Below are 17,387 nucleotides of genomic sequence, written 5' to 3' on the forward strand. Positions count from 1 at the left end.
CATCTCGCCAAGCCCTAGCTCGGCTAATGCAACCATATGTATTGGCTTCCTCATAGCAGCCCTGATCTGGAGGAGTGTTGGGAGCCTCGGAACATTGATCTCCCTGGTAACTGTTATAACAGCTGGGAGCTTTGCCCTAACAACCTCAGAGTATTCCTCCAACTCCCTCTCCACAACAACAGACCCCTCCTTAACCTCTATCCTCCTGGCATAGGATATACATGGATATCCAAGCTCCTCAGCAACCCTGCATGGAACCTGTGACGAGTATCCATCGATGCTTGCCTCCCCAGCTAGGATCAGGCTATAGTCGCCAGCCCTTCTAATCATCCTAGCAAGGATCTTAGCTGTGTATAGCTGGCTATACACATTAAACCCAGGATCTGCTAGTAGATATGCCTCATCAACACCCATAGCAAGGATCTCCCTCAAAAGATTCTGAGCCTCTGAAACCCTCTTACCACTAGCACCCCATGTAAGGAGGGAGAAGGAGCTCACCTTCTGGGCTATGCCCTGCTGCTTCATCTTAACAGCCTCCTCAACAGCATTTCTATCTATATCACTAACCCTGAGGGGGATCTCATCGAACAAAACCCTATTACTTGGATCAAGCCTTATATACGAGGTATCAACAGCCAGCTTCACCAGAACAGCTATGTTCAAAACCTCTCCCCAGATAATATCCACTCAATAGTATTAAGCATCAATAGCTTTTGAAGCGGATATCCAGCATAGATTTTAACCATATAGAATCCGATAACCAGGTGAGGGATTGCAATTTCTCAGCCTAGGAGCTAGGCCCTCTAGCTCTATCCCTAATCCTACTAGCTATATAGCCGGCCAAGGGTATTGCAACCCCTATAGCTGTATAGCCTATAAATATGATATAGGGTGGTGCGCCCCTCGTTAAGTATAATATAGATATAGATATTAGGCCTAGAATAGCTGTGAGTATAGCCCTATCTATGATATGCCATCTCAGCTGTAGATCCTGGCTTCTATATATATAGGCATGTATCGATAACCCTAGGGATATGCCTGCTATTTTCAATAGAGTCGCATCTTTATATATATAATAGCTTATAATAGCTAGGAGAAAAGCTAGGGGGGAGGCTAAATATATATATTTATATTTAGAGGTGGATATCCTAGGAATTAGAGAAGCGATCGCCCCCACAGCAGAGCCTATAGCAATCCCACCCAAGACATCCCTTGGATAGTGGGCGTTGAGGGCTAGCCTTGATAGAGATATAGATGTGATCATCACAGCAGCTAGAATAACTATAGATACGCTCCTCATTATAAGGGCTAGGGATACCCAGAAGGCTGAGCTAACCTGGGCATGACCGCTAGGGAATCCATAGCCCTCCTCTGGAAACACAGGGTTTGGAGGCCTTGGGAGCATGAAGATCTCCTTCAAATCTATCACCAACACCCCTCCAAGGAGCACCGCTATAGCTGTTGCAAAGCCAACCCATGGTGAGACCATGTAATAGATTATAATTGAGAGGCCAACATATATTGTCTCATCGCCTAGGCTTGTGATCCCATACCAAATCCCTATCGATATTGGTGGTGTTGAAACCACAGCTATAGCCACGGCTATAGCTATTGTAATTGATATAGCTATCACCACTAGATCTACTATCGACTTTATAGCAGATCATCCCCCGCTTTTCAGTGCTATTAACGCCACCGCTGTATTTCCTATCTAGCTTATAAATACTGATCTAGCTGGGATCTAGATCTTAGCTCTACTGAGATATATCTATAAATATCACCGAGGATCTCTACCCCCATATCTATATAACCTCCTCCTAACCGGATCTTCGAGATCGTGTTTATGAAGGGGTTAAGCCTGATAGAGATCCAGAGACCAACTCTAATCCCTACAGGCTGGGTTACCCCATATGATATATAGATAACACCTGGATCCCTGAGCCCGGCGCCCCAGAATATGTTTTCAACATCTATGGGATCTAGATCTTCTGAGAATATAATCTTATAGCCTCCACTGCTCATAGAGATCCTTCCCCAAGGCCTCTCACCCCTTTCAAGGCATATAACCATTATATCGCCTAACACCGCTTGCCTAGAGCATATCCTATACCCCTCTCTCCTCATATTAACATATGTTGCAACATCGTCATACGATGATGGGATCACAAGCATCTCTCTAAAAGACCTTATCTCCTTCAATATATCCTCATAGAGTAGATAGGCCCTTGAAATCGGTGCAACAATCACTATATATTTATACCCCTTATAACCACCTCCCTCATAGATCTTTTTAAGCGCCTCCTCACCCCTAACCACTATGAGACCCAATGCCTCATCAATCTCACTCGATACTTTTACACTCTTATTCCGATTAGCTTTAGACAAGATCATTTCCACTCGATTATTATTATCCTACCCAGCTTACAACTAAAAGCCTACCCTTCTACAGCAGAGAGGAGGTCAGAAGCGGAGATGCTGCTCTTCTAGAACAGAGGGGATTAGAAATAGCCTCTGATTATTGTTTTGTCTGTTATGTTGGTTTATAGCTGTTGATATCATTTGTTTTAGCCCTTCAACCCAACGCTTACAAGCACTTCTGTAACAAATATATCGAGAAGCCTACTGGGAACTCGATGAGCAGTTGCGAGGGGGAGGAAGGGCTCCTATGAAGCCTCCCACTCGCCCGAGGGAGAGTGGCTCCAAAGGGCGGTGGAAAGGCTAGACAGGGGGTAATGAGGCAGAGGGCTTGATATCTATTGATACCAAGCCCAATGAAACCAGAACCCCTATAGATCTGATCCCCACTATCTTGGGTTAAATGAATATGATTCGCTGTTAGCTATATAGTTTCTCAAGATATATTTCATAGGGCTGGCATCTATAGGGGAATGGGGGTTTTTAACGCAGTCTATTATCGGATCTATTGTTGAAAAGATCCACAGCTATAGAACCGAGAGTGGATTACGATTCGTTGATAGGGAGAAGGAGATTAGAGCTGTGCTGAGCGGTATAGCTGTTGATAGGGTTGGGCGTGAGTTCCCCGTTATAGAGGGTGGGATGATCACTGTGATCTATGGTCCGAAGGGATGTGGAAAGACAACACTATTCGATGCCCTGAGAGAGGCTGTTAGAGGTACTAAGGATTTTGAGGTGGTTTTGGTTAAAAATAGGGAGGAGGCTAGGTCTGTTGAGAGGATATATGTTCCAGAGGATCTTAGGAGGATCTTTGTTGATGCTGTTAGATTCTTTGGAGGATCTCTAGATACTACAACCGGATCTATCAGCGGTTCTGTAGACTTCACAGGGGTTCTAATGTTCGTGAGCAGCCATATAGCTAGGAGGCTTAGAAGGGCTAGAAGGCTTTTAATAGTGATCGATGAGATCAGGGCTGACAGTGATGAGAGACTCGCTGACTTTAGGGGCTGGCTTGAGAGCTATGCTAATGACCTTAGAAGGGATAATGCGATGTATAGGGAAAAAGGCGGATCCATAGCTGTGGTTGCATTAACAAGCGATGCTCTAGTAGCTAGCATAAGATATAAGGTTGGTGATAAGATTTGGTGGATATATATGTGGAATCTTCCGAGGGAAGCTGCCGAGGATCTCTCACAACAGCTAGCACTATCAAATATCATATCGAGGGAGCTTGGGATTGGTGAGAGAGATTCTAGCGAGCTCCTATGGAGACTAGCTGGTGGCAATCCAAGGGCGCTGGATAGAATTAGAAGGGTGGGGATTATCAAATGGGTTGATGAGAGTATTAGGGGTGCTGTAATCAAAACACTAGATCCTATGAGGATCTATCTCGGTGAGGAGAGGTTCTGGAGGATACTCGGTGAGATTATAGACAATATTGATCATCTGAGGAGCTATAGAGAGGTTGAAGAGGCTATGCTTGGGAATAATATAGCCATCTATGTGGCAGGCTCTAACGCTATATCATCTACTCCGAGGGAACCTTGGTTCGGCGAGTGGTATGCATATCAAATCCCCGCATATTACTATGCTCTAACGGCGATGCATAGAAAGAGGAGTGTAGAAATAAATGCTAGAGATATCATTGAAGAAGCGCTGAGGGCGGGTTAAAACACAGTTGTGATTAAAAGCCTCTTATTCTGTAGAGTAAGAAGACTGGATTCGTAAATTCTCTAGGAGCATATCCTCATAGCTAGCCTGGATAGAGCTTCTAACACCTCGTTCCTCCTAGATAACCTCTTAGCATTGCCCATAGCATATCTATACTGGATGCAGAAGTCCTCAACCATCTTGGAAGGGCCTCTAACTACTAGGTCTTCTCTCGTACTCATTATCATAGCTTCTACAAATAGGTTCTCAGATCTACATATCCTGGCTATTAGCCTTGGATCTTGGGGTTCGATCTTTAGGTATGAGATCACATCAACAAGATAATCCCTATACCCATCACCATCTCTAAATATATTTATATGTATATCTGCTATAACGCCACAGCCATCCATTAGATCCTTGTCATCGCTGCCCATGAAATGCTCGGAGAGAGCTCTGTATATTATATAAGGATCTCTACATATATATAGCCTAGAGCTTCTCACAACATCTAGCAACTTCACCATCAACCCATCCTCGTAGACCCTAAGAACAAGGCTCTCATTCTCTCTTCTAAGCCCTAGGGGTGAGCAATAGCTATACCTACTATCCCCCAGCCCAATACATATAATAGATTCTATAACACGGCATCCCTGCCAGAACTCCTCGCTATGGAGAGGCAAATAAGGCCCCACATAATTCTATATTTATCGCCTCTATCTACTCTATTCTTTGGAGCCTGTGTTGGAGGATCTATATATAGAGATGTATTCAAGGCAAATACTGGTTGAGGGGATAGGGGTTAAGGGTCAATCGATCCTCAGGAGATCTAGGGTGGCTATTATAGGTGCAGGGGCAACTGGATCTGCTATTGCCGAGATGCTTGCAAGGGCTGGTATAGGCTTTCTAAGGATTGTTGATAGGGATGTCGTAGATCTATCTAATATCCCTAGATGCCATCTATTCGAGTATAGCGATTATATTGAGAGGAAGCCAAAGGCATCTGCGGTTGCTGAGAAGCTATCTAGAATATCGCCCTACATAGCTGTAGAGCCTTTAACCATTAATGTAGATAGCGATAACGTTGTGGATATTATAAGAGATGTGGATCTTGTTATCGATGCTCTAGATAATCTCGAGACAAAGCACCTGCTTAACGAGGCATCTGTGATGTATGGAAAGCCATATATCTATGTAGGTGTCGAGGGTACATATGGCATGGTTCTCCCAGTAATACCTGGTAAAACCCTTTGTCTAAGATGTATAGTGAGGGACTATGTAGATGCTAATAGGGGGTGCGATGTTATTGGAACACATATAGTGGCTGTCACAATGGTATCTACCATCGCAGCCTCGCTAGCGATTAAGATGCTGCTTGGGAGGCCTATAGAGAACTATCTATATTATATAGATGCCTCAGCACTAGAGATAGCTAAGCTAAAGGTTAAAAGGGATCCGAGCTGCCCTGTATGCTCCCTAAAGAGGTTCGAGATGCTGGGTAAGAGGAGAGAGGGTAGGGAGATAGCTGAGGTATGTGGAAGCCCAGGTGTATATATCTCGTCCCCCTCACTACTGAGATCCCTAGATCTAAGTGGTTGGAGTGTTGAGAGAAGAAATGGGGTTACAATATATAGAAAGGGATCTATAGAGATCATAGCTTTTGAGAAGCACATATTGCTACTGACTAGGGGGGCTAGAGATATAGAGGAGATTCTGAGGGAAGCTAGGGGCTGATATCCCACCATTCTATAGGAGGGTTTTCAGATTTGATCATGCTTTATAGTGCTTAGTCTACTGTATAGTAGATCCTCTTCTTATTCTTCCCCCTATTCTCTACTTTGAGAAGCCTTATCTCTCCAACCTCTCTCGTATTCCTTACATGGGGGCCTCCATCTGCCTGGATATCTATCCCCGGTATCTCGACGATCCTTAGGACTCTATAGCTTGGAGGCATCTTCTCAGCAAGCTTGGTTATCCCCGGTATCTTGAGGGCCTCATCACGTGGCATATAGTATATCTTAAGATCGATAGCAGATCTCACAACCTCATTAGCCTTTCTAATCACATCCTCAAAGATCTGTCTATCGAATCTCTCTATAGAGAAGTCATCCCTAGCATATTCAGGCTCAACCTGACCCCCAGTTATGAGGGCTCCATAGTCCCTATACATTATAGCAGATATTATATGCGCAGCAGTATGAAGCCTCATAAGCCTATACCTCCTATCCCAATCAATAACCCCGAAAAGCTCTAGACCAGGCGAGAGACCCTCATAGCTATCCAGCACGTGATATACATCATCATTCTCCCTATCATGGATCGCCTTTAAAACCCTATACCTCCTTCCACCAACCTCCAGATACCCTGTATCAGTTGCAACACCGCCGCTCTCAGGATGAAAAGCTGTTTGATCTAGAAGAACGCCATTGCTAGTTATAGAAATAATTCTCGCCCTGAACTCCCTAACATATGAATCATCCCTATATATATGATGAGTAGGCATCCGAACACCCCCTTAGAGTTCCTTACCAACTATCTTATATAATTTATTATAAGGATTATCTCCTCACACACCCCCATCAATGACGCGGCAACATTCCAGGATAGAATTATAAGGCGTTAGGCTCAACAACATAAAGCCCTTAGAAGCATCTTCACATTAGATAGGTTAGAAGTATTTGATCTTCTTCTAATCCTAGTAGGGATCTTCATACTCAAGGGTATGAGGAACTCAGCACGGTATATAGCTCCTTGAGTACCGAGCTTCTATTGGGGTTTTTCATTAGGCTCGTGCCTATTAGACATGCGTCGGCCCCAGCTTCTATAGCCTCCACTATGTCTTTGGTGCTTTTCATACCACTCTCAGCTATTATTATGAGATCTGGGTATTCTCTTCTAGCCCTTCTCACTATATCTAGCATATGTTCTCGGCTAATCTCTAGGGTTCTGAGGTTTCTAGAGTTAATGCCTAGGATTTTTATTGAGATCTTCTTCATGATCTTTTCGAGCTCTCCGAAGCTGTTGATCTCGATAACTGGTTCTAAGCCTTTCTCCACCGAGTATTGATATAGGGTAGATAGCTCCTCAAGCTCCAGGGCTTCTGCTATTAGGAGTATTGATGTTGCTCCGCAGGATCTATATAGATCTATTTGTTTCTCATAGAATATAAAGCCTTTTGCGAGTATAGGGCCTCTATATCCCAGCCCCCTGAGTATGTATATATATCTAGGGGATCCCATGAACCACTCCCTCTCAACTATGATTGAGAAACCAGCTACTAGATCTTCTAGCTGGTAGAAATAATCTCTAAGATCCTGCCACATATTTATGATCTCTAGTGGTGATGCCCTTTTATACTCAGCTATTATAGCTACACCCCTATCCCTCCTCCATCTAGTTATCGATGATTCGAAGCCTTCAAAGGCTCCTAGATATGGTATAGCCCCTCTACACTGATCCTCACTATCTATCGCCAGGATTGCCTTGCTCCTCCAAATATCCCTTATAATATCTAGAAATCCCTCCAAGGCTATCTCCTCGCAAGCTCTATAAATGCCCTCAGGATCTTCCTCCCAAGCTCTGTCCCAACGCTCTCGGGGTGATATTGAACGCCTATCAAGGGATATGATCTATGGTGGAAGCCCATAATCTCTCCATCATCTAGGCTAATAGCATCCACCACAAGGCTCTCAGGAGGATCATATATTACATAGCTATGGTACCTCATAGCCTTGAAGACCTCGGGGATCTCCCTATATAGAGGCCCTCCAAAATGTCTCACCAGGCTTATCTTACCATGGAATATAGATCTCGCCTTCCTAACCTTAGCACCCATGGCAAGCCCTATCACCTGGTGGCCAAGGCATATACCTAGTATTGGTTTCTCCCCCTTGAACTCCTCAACCACAGCCCTGCTATAGCCTATATCCTCGATCTTCTCCGGATTCCCGGGCCCCGGAGATATTATAATAGCATCTGGATCTAGCTTTGATACATGCTCGGGAGATGCTCTATCGTTTCTAATAACTACCACATCTTTCTGATATATACTTTTAAGGATCTGGTAGATGTTGTATACGAAGCTATCGTAGTTATCTATAATCAAGATCATATGATCACCTCAGCACCCTCTCTATAATAGCCATCTTATTCTCAGTCTCAATATACTCATCCCCGGGCTTGGAATCGCTTACTATCCCAGCACCAGCCTGTATCCTAAGCCTATCCCCAGCTATAAAGGCTGATCTAATTGTTATTGCGAAATTAACATAGCGATCCACAGCAAACCCTATGACACCCGCATAGGCCTCTCTAGCACGCCCCTCAAACTCTGCTATAAGCTTCATAGCCCTATGCTTAGGAGCCCCAGTAACTGTTCCAGCTGGGAAGAGGGATCTGAGGGCTTCGAAGGAGTCGCTGAAGCTTTTAAGAACCCCTCTAACCCTGCTAACGAGGTGAACCACGTTAGGTAGGATCTGCGGGAACATAAGCTTCACAACCCTAACACTCCCCGGAATAGCGATCCTCCCCAGATCATTCCTAGCGAGGTCCACAAGCATCATATGCTCAGCCCTCTCCTTCTCATTCGAGACCAACCTCCTATAGATCTCGCCCTCCCTACCAGGAATCCTCCTCCTAGTACCGGCTACGGGGAATGTCTCTACAACCCTCCCCCTAGCTATTATAAGGGGCTCTGGACTAGCCCCAACGATCATGAGATCCCCTGTTCTATATATATAGGCATATGGGTTGCCCCCGATCTCCTTCAGGATCCTTGTAAATAGATCTAGAGGGGATCCTCTATAGCTATATACCTTATATCTAGATAACACTATCTGGAAAACCTCACCATCATAGATCCTCTCCTTAGCCCTAGCAACTAGATCCTCGAAGCTCCTCCTATCATGGGATACCTCGATAAGCTCTACACCAGGATCTACAGAGCTCTCAACCCTTTTCCCACCATAGATCTTTATGCCCTTTCCAAAGAGAGATCTGAGATCCGCCTGACCACTACATAGATCTATAGTAGCATATGTCCTAGGAACTATGAAGCTTGCAAGGGGATATATCCCCAGTGGGATCGCATTTAATAGGCTCTCCTCAGAATATATGAGTGATTCATATGAGATGAAGCCAAGCACCGGAATACCCTTTCCAAGTCTATATGTATGCTCTAGAAGATTTCTAAGATCTGTGAAGGGATCTCCAGCAATAGATATATCTTTAGAGCCTCTACCCTCGACCAAGGCCTTCCCACCGCTGTAGAGGGTATACTCGATCAGGGGTTCGAAGGCTGCTACTACCTTTCCACAGCCATTATCATAGATCCCTGAGTAGTAGATAAAGCCATAGGTCTCTCCCCCTAGGAATGGCTCTACATATCTATATATATCTATAGGATCTAGAGCCACTCTATAGATCTCTAGCCACCTCCACAAGCCTCTTAACCTTCACAGGATCCTTCTTACCAGGGGATGACTCAACACCACTGCTAACATCTATAACATCTGGTGCAACATGTTTAAGGTTTATAGCATTATCAGGGTTTATCCCTCCCGCAACACCACACGGCCTATATCTTGAGCATCCATATCTATATAGCTCAACAGGCAGATCCTTAGAACCATCTATAGCCCGGCGATCGACTCTATCCTTAGCTATATCTATTAACACATACTCCACATAGCTCGAGAATCCCTTTATAAACGATACCCTCTGATCTATATCTATATTTGGAGAACCCCTAGATATGATAACAGGGATCACTCTATAACCTGCCATAGATGTCTCTTCGAGATCGTGGGTAGATAGATCTTCTAGATGGAGTTGGATAATAGCATCCAAACCAGATCCAATAGCCCTTTTCATAGCAACCCTGTCTGCGGCGACTAAAACAAGCCTTGATCTAGATAGTGTTGATGCAACATCCCTCACAAGATCCATACTCACAGATCTTAGAAAACCATCTGAGATCACCATTCCAACATACATAGCACCGGCTTCCTCAGAGATGATCGCATCCTCTATACTAGTTACACCACAGATCTTAACCCTTGCCAACCCCAGCCAGCCTCCTAGCAGTATTTATTATAGATTCTAGCTTCTTCCAAGCCCTCCCATCATATATCTCCCTCAAAGATCTTTCGAAGCCCTCAGCAATAGATCCTGATTCTCCAGCCACGTAGAGGGCGAGTCCGGCGTTTAATGCTATAAATATAGCTGAGGATCTATCCTCGCCTCTGAGTCCCCTAACCCCCTTACCATAGATCTCCTCCCTCGTTCTGCCAGATATCTCCTCAACAGGGATCTCCCTCAAACCGAGATCCCTAGGTGATATAGATAGCTCCTCATACCCCCCTTTCCTAAGCATTATATAGCTAGCACCGCTTGGGGATACCTCATCCATACCCGGGTAGCCCGTTACAACAGCATATCCCCCGAGACCCAGCTCCCTAATGGCCCCCTCAAGCTTCCTAGCTATCTCGATGCTCGGAGCCCCCACAACCTGGATCGATGGATTGGCTGGGTTTGCTAGAGGGGCTGTTAGGTTGAAGATAGTTCTTATCCCAAGCCTCTTCCTCACAGGAGCTATCAGCCTGAGGGCTCTATGATATATGGGGGCGTAGAGATATGCAAACCCCTCCCTCTCCAACATCTCCTCAGCTATCTCGGCACCATGCTCTATTGGATATCCAAGCGCCTCCATGAGATCCGCTGAGCCGAATATGCTTGAGAAACCCCTGTTACCGTGTTTAGCAACTGGGATCCCTATAGATGATACTACGATGGATGCCAATGTAGAGGCGTTGATGGTGTTAAGCCCATCTCCCCCCGTACCCACTATATCCAATGCACCCCTGGATCTCACCTTAACCGCGTTCTCCCTTAGAGCCTTTAGAAACCCCCTGATCTCCTCGGGATCCTCGCCCTTAACCCTTAGACCCATCAGTATTGCTGAAGCCTCAACAGGATCCATAGATCCGCTTAGCATCCCAATACAAGCACTATAGGCCTCCTCCTCTGTGAGGCTCTTTCTCTCAGCAAGCTTAGAGATCAGGCTGGCCATCTATATCACCCCATAGAAGTCTTCATCGTAGAGGCCGTGGCCGCTGAGATTCATCAATATAGTGATCCTCCTATTCCTTCTCCTAGCCTCTACAGCCTCTTGGATCACAGCTGCTATTGCGTGAGTACTCTCCGGAGCTGGCAATATACCTTCAGCCCTGTAGAAGAGGATCCCAGCCTCCCTCGCCTCCTCAGGGGAATATGCTCTGGGCTCTATCACCCCCTCCCTCAGCAATATAGATATGCTTGAGGCAACGCCATGGTATCTAAGTCCAGCAGCCCTTATCGATGGGGGTTTGAAGTCCTTCCCAAGTGTATACATCTTTATCATGGGGAGTATACCCATGCTATCTGGATGCTCATATCTATAGACGCCCTTCGTCATCTTGGGGACAAGGCTGCTCTCCGCAGCTACTATTCTGGGGGGTTTCTCACCTCTTCTAGATGCCTCGCCATAGAATGGATATACAAGCCCGGCTAGATTGGATCCTCCTCCTACACATGCAACAAGCACATCTGGCTCCTCCCCAATGCTCCTCATCTGATCCATAGCCTCCAATCCGATAACAGTCTGGTGGATCAAAACATATTCCATAACACTCCCAGGTATATACCTCCTAGATCTTGGATCGTCTAGCACATACTCAACAGCCTCGCTAATAGCTACTCCAAGGCTCCCAGGATGATCTCTATCCATCTCAAGAACAGATCTTCCAGCCCTTGTAATAGTAGATGGGCTTGGATATACCTCAGCACCATTCTCAACCATTAAGCTAAGCCTCTTCTTCTTAGAAACATAGCTAGATCTCGTCATGAATATATGGGCCTTAACACCCATTAGCCTAGAGGCGATCGACACTGCTAGGCCCCACTGACCAGCACCCGTCTCTGTAGCAACCTCTCTATAGCCCTCCCTATATACATAGTAGACCTGGGCCACCGCTGTATTCAGCTTATGGCTACCGCTGGGGAGAGCTCCCTCGAACTTATAGTAGATCTTGGCAGGTGTCCCAAGGATCCTCTCGAGATTCTCAGCCCTTTTAAGAGGTGTTGGTCTCCCCACCTTAGCATATATATCTCTAACCTCATCGGGTATCTCTATATATCTCTCGAACGAGAACTCCTGATCTATGAGGGAGTGGGGAAGGATCTCCTTCAGCCTATCTATAAGAGAGTGATCCGAGTCAACAGGATCTATAGGGGGTGGGACAGGCCTCGGAAGATCTGGGGCTATGTTATACCAAAACCTAGGGATATCTGGGCTACCCATCAACACCACCCCTGAGAACCCTGTGCACATCTATGACAAAGCTGAGGGCCTCATCAACCCCCCTTGATATCCTCTTCAGCACCTCAGTACCTATAACAGCTATATCAGCACCTCCAGCAAGGATCGCTACCACCCTCTCAACGCTATTTATGCCGAAGCCAACTGCTAGAGGAGCCCTCCCCTCAAGCAGGCTCCTAGCTATGGCTATGTTCCTCAGCACCTGGATCGGGAGATTCGTCCCTGTAGATGCTTGGAGACCTAGATATATCATATATGGCTCATACCTGAGAAGAGCCCTTACAAGGGCGTAGGGGAATTTTGTTGATATAAAGAAGCAGGGTTTTAAACCATGATCAGCTGATACCTTAATATATACCTCTAGATCCTCTAGATATTCTATCAAAAGATCTGGAGCTAGGAGGCATTTAAACCCTAGATCCGATATATCGCTTAAAAACCCATCTAGATTACCTCTAACATCTGAGTAATAGGCTAGAGCCACCCTATCACATTTAACATCACTGAGAACCCTATACTCGTTAATAGGTATTCTGTGGAAGCCCTTCCCTATAATCTCCCTATGTGCCCTCCTTATAGTGGGGCCATCATATATAGGTCTCTCCGTTGGTATACCTATTTCAATAAGATCTGCATATTTGGCTGCAGCACCAACAAACACCTGAAACCCGGAGGGATCGGGATACCCCAGTGGTATATATATTCCAAACCTCTTACCATTCAGATCCATTGGCGCATCTCAAAACCCTCAAAAAACCCTTTCCAGAGGAGCTTATAAGCTTTACAGCTGAAAGTCTCTACTATGCTGGTAGCAATATCTATTATCAGGATCTTTATTATTGAGATAAGAACCACTCTCTATAATGTGCTAGAGGACATATTGATACGGTGAAAATATATGGAGCCGCCGGCGGGATTTGAACCCGCGACCACCGGCTTTCTTCGACCCCGGCTATGGAGCCGTACGAGGCCGGCGCTCTACCAGCTGAGCTACGGCGGCTCCTCCACAATCTATAATATTTATCCCTAAATTAGGTTTTCTCCTCATATATTATTATCCCCCTTTTAGAGGATGAGGATCTATATGTTGATATATTGCTCGAGGACTTAATATCGAAAGACATTGAACCCTACGAAACGAGAACCTCCCAAGCTGTATTCTGGTACCTCTATCAAGCGGCAGTATAATGTATCTAAAGCTGAGCTAACATCTAGTCAAGGGTAGAAGAACTTGTTATGGTTTTTTAGGTTTAAATCCCTCCTATCAGCAGAGATGCTAATAACCCTGGTTCTCGAGATCCGCTTCTGGGTATGCTGTGGGCTCTACCCTTTTCTCCGAGGGAGTGTTTAGGGCTTTATAACATATCTACCTATGGAGGCGCCTGTTTCTAGGCTTCTATGGGCATTTCTTACCTCTACCTCGTTAAGGGGTATGGTGTTTATTATAGGTTTTACATCCCCCCTTCTAATCATCTCGATCGCCTCTCTCAGCTCTCTTGATGATGCATTTAAAACCCCATGTATATCTATCTCTCTGAGGATCACAAGCCCTAGTGTTATCCTCTGAGGCATTGGATCGACATTGCCTATTAGAAGGATCCTCCCACCCCTTTTAACAGATCTTAGAGATTGCTCCAACGTTGGCCCCCCAACTGCTTCCAATACATAGTCAACACCCCCGCCATCTGTTAGCCTTCTAACCTCTTCTGCAAACCCCTCCCTATATACTATGACCTTGTTAGCCCCGGCCCTCTCAATGATCCTGGCCTTCTCATCGCTCCTAGTTGCTGCGATAACATAAGCCCCTAGAGCCCTTGCAACCTGGATAGCGTGGATCCCAACCCCTCCCCCCGCACCTGTGATCAGGATCCTATCTCCCATCGAAACACCCCCGATTGTTTTGAGAGCCCTTATAGCTGTGCCGATTACGCACGCGGCTATACTATAGCTCTCTGGGGAAGCCTCTCCGGGAGAGCCGATCTTAGCTAAGATCCAGTGGGGGAGCGATATATATTCAGCGTAGCATCCATCCCTATCCTCGCCAATAGAGGATCTAGATCTACAGATGTTCTCCCTCCCACCAGAGCAGCTAGGATCCTTGGGATCATATGTATATATGAGAGAAGCTACAAGATCGCCCCTTTCAAAGCCGGTAACCCCGTCACCCACCTCAACAACCTCGCCCGAGACCTCGTGACCTGGTATCACAGGTATCCTAGCCCTCATCTGCCCCCTCCTAACTATTGTATCCCTATAGCAGACACCGCATCCTCTAACCCTTATAAGAACCTCACCATGAGAAACCCTGGGGATCTCTACCTCCCTTTCTACTAGAACATCATAGCCTCCATAGCCTGTCATAATAATTGCCTTCATAAGATCCACACGATATTATAGGCTAAGGAGGATATAAAGAGAAAATTCTATTAAAAACAGATCTTCTCTAAGAGAGATAAGACCGATCCTATCTATTCTTGGGAGTAGGTTTTTAGACATATCTCTAAGATATAGATCTTCTCTATAGCAATTATTTTCAACATAAGGATCTCTTAACTAGGTGGATAGGCATGACCCTAAAAAGATATATTGTATAGCAATAACTATATTTGAAGGGTATTCTGATGGCATCAATAGATCTCGGAGAGGGGTTTGGATGCATTGCCACACACGATACGGAGGAGAGGATCACACCTGCAAAGCCCTTCTCGGTTGTATTTGAGGTTGAGGAGGGCATAGGCGTTATATCGAAGGCGATTCTACTGATCTCTACAAGGTCTATGAGAAGTATATATAACTCTAGGCTGAGGATCTCTGTTAACGGCTTCAATATATCTAGAATCGCTAAACCATTCAGCGAGCTCTTATATAGGGGTGAGTATCACTCGATATTTACATACGATCTAATGCCTATAAGGGAGAGGATATCTGGTAGAGCTGAGATAGAGGTAGAGTCAAAGGATCATGAGATCTATATAGATGGCATCTCTCTAGTAACGATCCATGGGGGTGAGGGGGGCGATGGGTTTAGCAGCAACTCAATATATGCTGGGCCCTACATACTTGGCAATGGCGAGAGAGCATATATAAGGGCTAAAAGCTTTAAAGGCGGTGACATGGTTATAAGGGGTATAGCATCGCCTAGGGGGAAGTCCCAGGCTGAGATAGATCTTAATCTCGGTCTTAGCAACATAACAAAGAGGATCTCTATCCATACACCTACAGAGCTATATATAAAGCTACCGAATACCATGGTAGATGGTTATGAGGAGATAGAGCTGAGGATAGCCTGTAGCCCTGCTGAGTGCTATACAAAGATACCTTGGATCTTTATAACATCCAGCAGGATCAAGAGCCCAGACTATGTGATAAAGAGCTTATCGCTATCTGACAGCGATAGAGCAATTATCTTGGAGTTCGAGAATCTAGGCGATATAGATGTTAATGAGCTAAAAGCAATAGCTATATGGAAGGGGAATATAATAGGAAGATCTGTTGTTAAGCCTAGTAAAAGCGGTAGAATAGCCCTACCCATAACAGCTAAAGGGATATATTTCGGAAATAGTGATTTAAAAGGGCATCCATTGATCGTGAGGATTATATGGAGATGGCTTGGAAGGGTTGAGGAGAGGGAGAAGATTCTAACGCTGCATGGTTCAATATAACCACAAGCTAGAATTACCTCTAAGTAAATATCTATTTAGTGATAACCCTAGATGAGGATCGAGGCTCTCGACACGGATAAGGGATATATAAAGGTTAGGATTGAGAGCGAGGATGATCTATGGCTCCTCTCAATGCTAATAGAGGATGGGGATATAGTGGCATCAAAAACAACCAGAGATGTTAGCATAGAGGGGGCTGCGAAGAAGAGGATACCGATGACACTAGCTATCAGGGTTCTCGGAACAGAGTTCCAACCCTTTTCAGGTAGGCTGAGGGTTAAGGGCGTGATAGTTGAGGGGCCGGAGGAATATGGGCTTAGAGGCTCTCACCACACACTCTCGATAGATGTTGGTATGAGTGTTGAGGTTGTTAAGAGAGAGGGTAGGATCGATGAGAGGATTCTAAAGAAGATCATCAGCCTCTCTAGCAGATCTCGTGCGTTGATAGCAGCGCTAGATCAGGAGGAGTATGCGATAGCCATTCTACAGGGCCAGGGTGTTAGATATATCGATGAGGGATATATATCGACTCCAAGCAAGAGAGATCCAAGATCTTATGAGAGATACGAGAAAGATCTGCAGAGGCTTGTCGAGAGAATATTAGAGGCTATGAGGGGTGCAAAAGCATCTATAGCTGTTATCGCCTCGCCAGCCCATATAGCATCAGCTATAGCTGAGGAGATAAGGGCTAGAGAGCCCAGGGCGAGGGTTATAGTGGATAGCGTCTCTCTAGGAGGTAGAGCTGGTGTTGAGGAGGTTCTTAGGAGAGATACTATTAGGAAGATCCTTAGTGAGCAGGCGGCAATAGAGGCAGAGGATCTTTTGAGGGAATATCTAGAGACGCTCAGCAGAAACCCCTCATACGTAGCTACAGGCTTGGATAAGGTCTACGAGGTATCTAAGCTAGGGGCTATCAAGAAGGTTGCGATCCTCGAGGATCTTCTCAAGGGTGATAGAGATGTTAGAGAGGTTGTCAATGAAATCCTATCCATGTCATTTGAAAAGGGGTATGAGGTAATCATAGCCCCTCAGGAGAGCCCAGCAGGCAATAAGATCAAGATGTTGGGGGGAGCTATAGCGATCCTCAGATTTTCTGTGGAATACACTCCACAATGATCGAATGTTTTTGAAAAGGAAATATATGCTCCCACCACAATATAATTGGTTATCCGGCTTGCCGAGAGTAGCGATCATTGGTATGGGTTATGAGGGCTTCACAAGATCCAGCGAGCATCTATCCTTCAGAGAGATGGTTTTCCAAGCAGCTGTTAGAGCCTATGAGGATGCCGGGGGTATAGATCCTA

General features: G+C 45.4%; 17 protein-coding genes and 1 tRNA gene. 4 read left to right on the forward strand and 14 right to left on the reverse strand.

Annotated features, from left to right (window positions below; all coding sequences use genetic code 11):
• The 3 genes from QXE01_07125 to QXE01_07135 all read right to left on the reverse strand — a co-directional run.
• The coding region (locus QXE01_07125) for an electron transfer flavoprotein subunit beta/FixA family protein (GenBank protein ID MEM4971006.1) at positions 1-663 on the reverse strand (663 nt) is incomplete at its 3' end.
• A 124-nt stretch (positions 664-787) separates the two neighbouring features.
• Positions 788-1,636 carry a phosphatase PAP2 family protein gene (locus QXE01_07130; protein ID MEM4971007.1) on the reverse strand — a complete coding sequence of 283 codons (849 nt, stop codon included), beginning with the start codon at positions 1,634-1,636 and terminating at the stop codon, positions 788-790.
• Between the two features lie 80 nt (positions 1,637-1,716).
• Positions 1,717-2,385, reverse strand: coding sequence for a hypothetical protein (locus tag QXE01_07135; protein ID MEM4971008.1), 669 nt, complete (start codon positions 2,383-2,385; stop codon positions 1,717-1,719).
• A gap of 549 nt (positions 2,386-2,934) precedes the next feature.
• Between QXE01_07135 and QXE01_07140 the strand changes: the two genes are divergently transcribed.
• Positions 2,935-4,086 carry an ATP-binding protein gene (locus QXE01_07140; GenBank protein MEM4971009.1) on the forward strand — a complete coding sequence of 384 codons (1,152 nt, stop codon included), beginning with the start codon at positions 2,935-2,937 and terminating at the stop codon, positions 4,084-4,086.
• Positions 4,087-4,148: 62 nt separating this feature from the next.
• Here QXE01_07140 and QXE01_07145 read toward each other — a convergent pair whose 3' ends face one another.
• Complete coding sequence (locus QXE01_07145) at positions 4,149-4,748, reverse strand: hypothetical protein (GenBank protein MEM4971010.1); 600 nt, start codon at positions 4,746-4,748, stop codon at positions 4,149-4,151.
• A gap of 61 nt (positions 4,749-4,809) precedes the next feature.
• Here QXE01_07145 and QXE01_07150 point away from each other — a divergent pair, with 61 nt between their 5' ends.
• Positions 4,810-5,799 carry a HesA/MoeB/ThiF family protein gene (locus tag QXE01_07150; protein ID MEM4971011.1) on the forward strand — a complete coding sequence of 330 codons (990 nt, stop codon included), beginning with the start codon at positions 4,810-4,812 and terminating at the stop codon, positions 5,797-5,799.
• A 52-nt stretch (positions 5,800-5,851) separates the two neighbouring features.
• On the opposite strand, the gene alaXM is transcribed toward QXE01_07150, so the two are convergent.
• From alaXM to QXE01_07200, 10 genes are all read right to left on the reverse strand, one after another.
• Positions 5,852-6,568, reverse strand: coding sequence for an alanyl-tRNA editing protein AlaXM (alaXM, locus tag QXE01_07155; GenBank protein ID MEM4971012.1), 717 nt, complete (start codon positions 6,566-6,568; stop codon positions 5,852-5,854).
• Positions 6,569-6,779: 211 nt separating this feature from the next.
• Entirely contained in the window at positions 6,780-7,592 is an 813-nt protein-coding gene (locus QXE01_07160) for an indole-3-glycerol-phosphate synthase TrpC (GenBank protein ID MEM4971013.1), read from the reverse strand.
• A gap of 2 nt (positions 7,593-7,594) precedes the next feature.
• Entirely contained in the window at positions 7,595-8,176 is a 582-nt protein-coding gene (locus tag QXE01_07165) for an aminodeoxychorismate/anthranilate synthase component II (protein ID MEM4971014.1), read from the reverse strand.
• A 4-nt stretch (positions 8,177-8,180) separates the two neighbouring features.
• Positions 8,181-9,506: an anthranilate synthase component I family protein gene (locus QXE01_07170; protein ID MEM4971015.1), complete on the reverse strand. Its 1,326-nt coding sequence runs from the start codon at positions 9,504-9,506 to the stop codon at positions 8,181-8,183.
• Positions 9,481-10,128: a hypothetical protein gene (locus tag QXE01_07175; protein ID MEM4971016.1), complete on the reverse strand. Its 648-nt coding sequence runs from the start codon at positions 10,126-10,128 to the stop codon at positions 9,481-9,483. The genes QXE01_07170 and QXE01_07175 overlap by 26 nt, the downstream gene beginning before the upstream one ends.
• A complete protein-coding gene (gene trpD / locus QXE01_07180) occupies positions 10,115-11,134 on the reverse strand; it encodes an anthranilate phosphoribosyltransferase (GenBank protein ID MEM4971017.1) in 1,020 nt (339 codons plus the stop codon). The genes QXE01_07175 and trpD overlap by 14 nt, the downstream gene beginning before the upstream one ends.
• The gene (locus tag QXE01_07185; GenBank protein MEM4971018.1) at positions 11,135-12,403 is read right to left on the reverse strand and encodes a TrpB-like pyridoxal phosphate-dependent enzyme; all 1,269 of its coding nucleotides are present in this window, start codon (positions 12,401-12,403) and stop codon (positions 11,135-11,137) included.
• On the reverse strand, positions 12,396-13,151 hold the full coding sequence (locus QXE01_07190) for a tryptophan synthase subunit alpha (protein ID MEM4971019.1): 756 nt from the start codon (positions 13,149-13,151) through the stop codon (positions 12,396-12,398). Before QXE01_07190 ends, QXE01_07185 begins: the two co-directional genes overlap by 8 nt.
• 169 nt (positions 13,152-13,320) lie before the next feature.
• Positions 13,321-13,421, reverse strand: a tRNA-Thr gene (locus QXE01_07195).
• Positions 13,422-13,768: 347 nt separating this feature from the next.
• Positions 13,769-14,797, reverse strand: coding sequence for a zinc-binding dehydrogenase (locus QXE01_07200; protein ID MEM4971020.1), 1,029 nt, complete (start codon positions 14,795-14,797; stop codon positions 13,769-13,771).
• Positions 14,798-15,042: 245 nt separating this feature from the next.
• Here QXE01_07200 and QXE01_07205 point away from each other — a divergent pair, with 245 nt between their 5' ends.
• Together QXE01_07205 and QXE01_07210 are read left to right on the forward strand one after the other, a co-directional pair.
• Positions 15,043-16,083, forward strand: coding sequence for a hypothetical protein (locus QXE01_07205; GenBank protein MEM4971021.1), 1,041 nt, complete (start codon positions 15,043-15,045; stop codon positions 16,081-16,083).
• 51 nt (positions 16,084-16,134) lie between these two features.
• The gene (locus tag QXE01_07210; GenBank protein ID MEM4971022.1) at positions 16,135-17,199 is read left to right on the forward strand and encodes a hypothetical protein; all 1,065 of its coding nucleotides are present in this window, start codon (positions 16,135-16,137) and stop codon (positions 17,197-17,199) included.
• The last annotated feature ends 188 nt before the right edge of the window (positions 17,200-17,387 follow it).

It is taken from the genome of Sulfolobales archaeon, assembly GCA_038897115.1.
Taxonomy (GTDB): Archaea; Thermoproteota; Thermoprotei_A; order Sulfolobales; family AG1; genus AG1.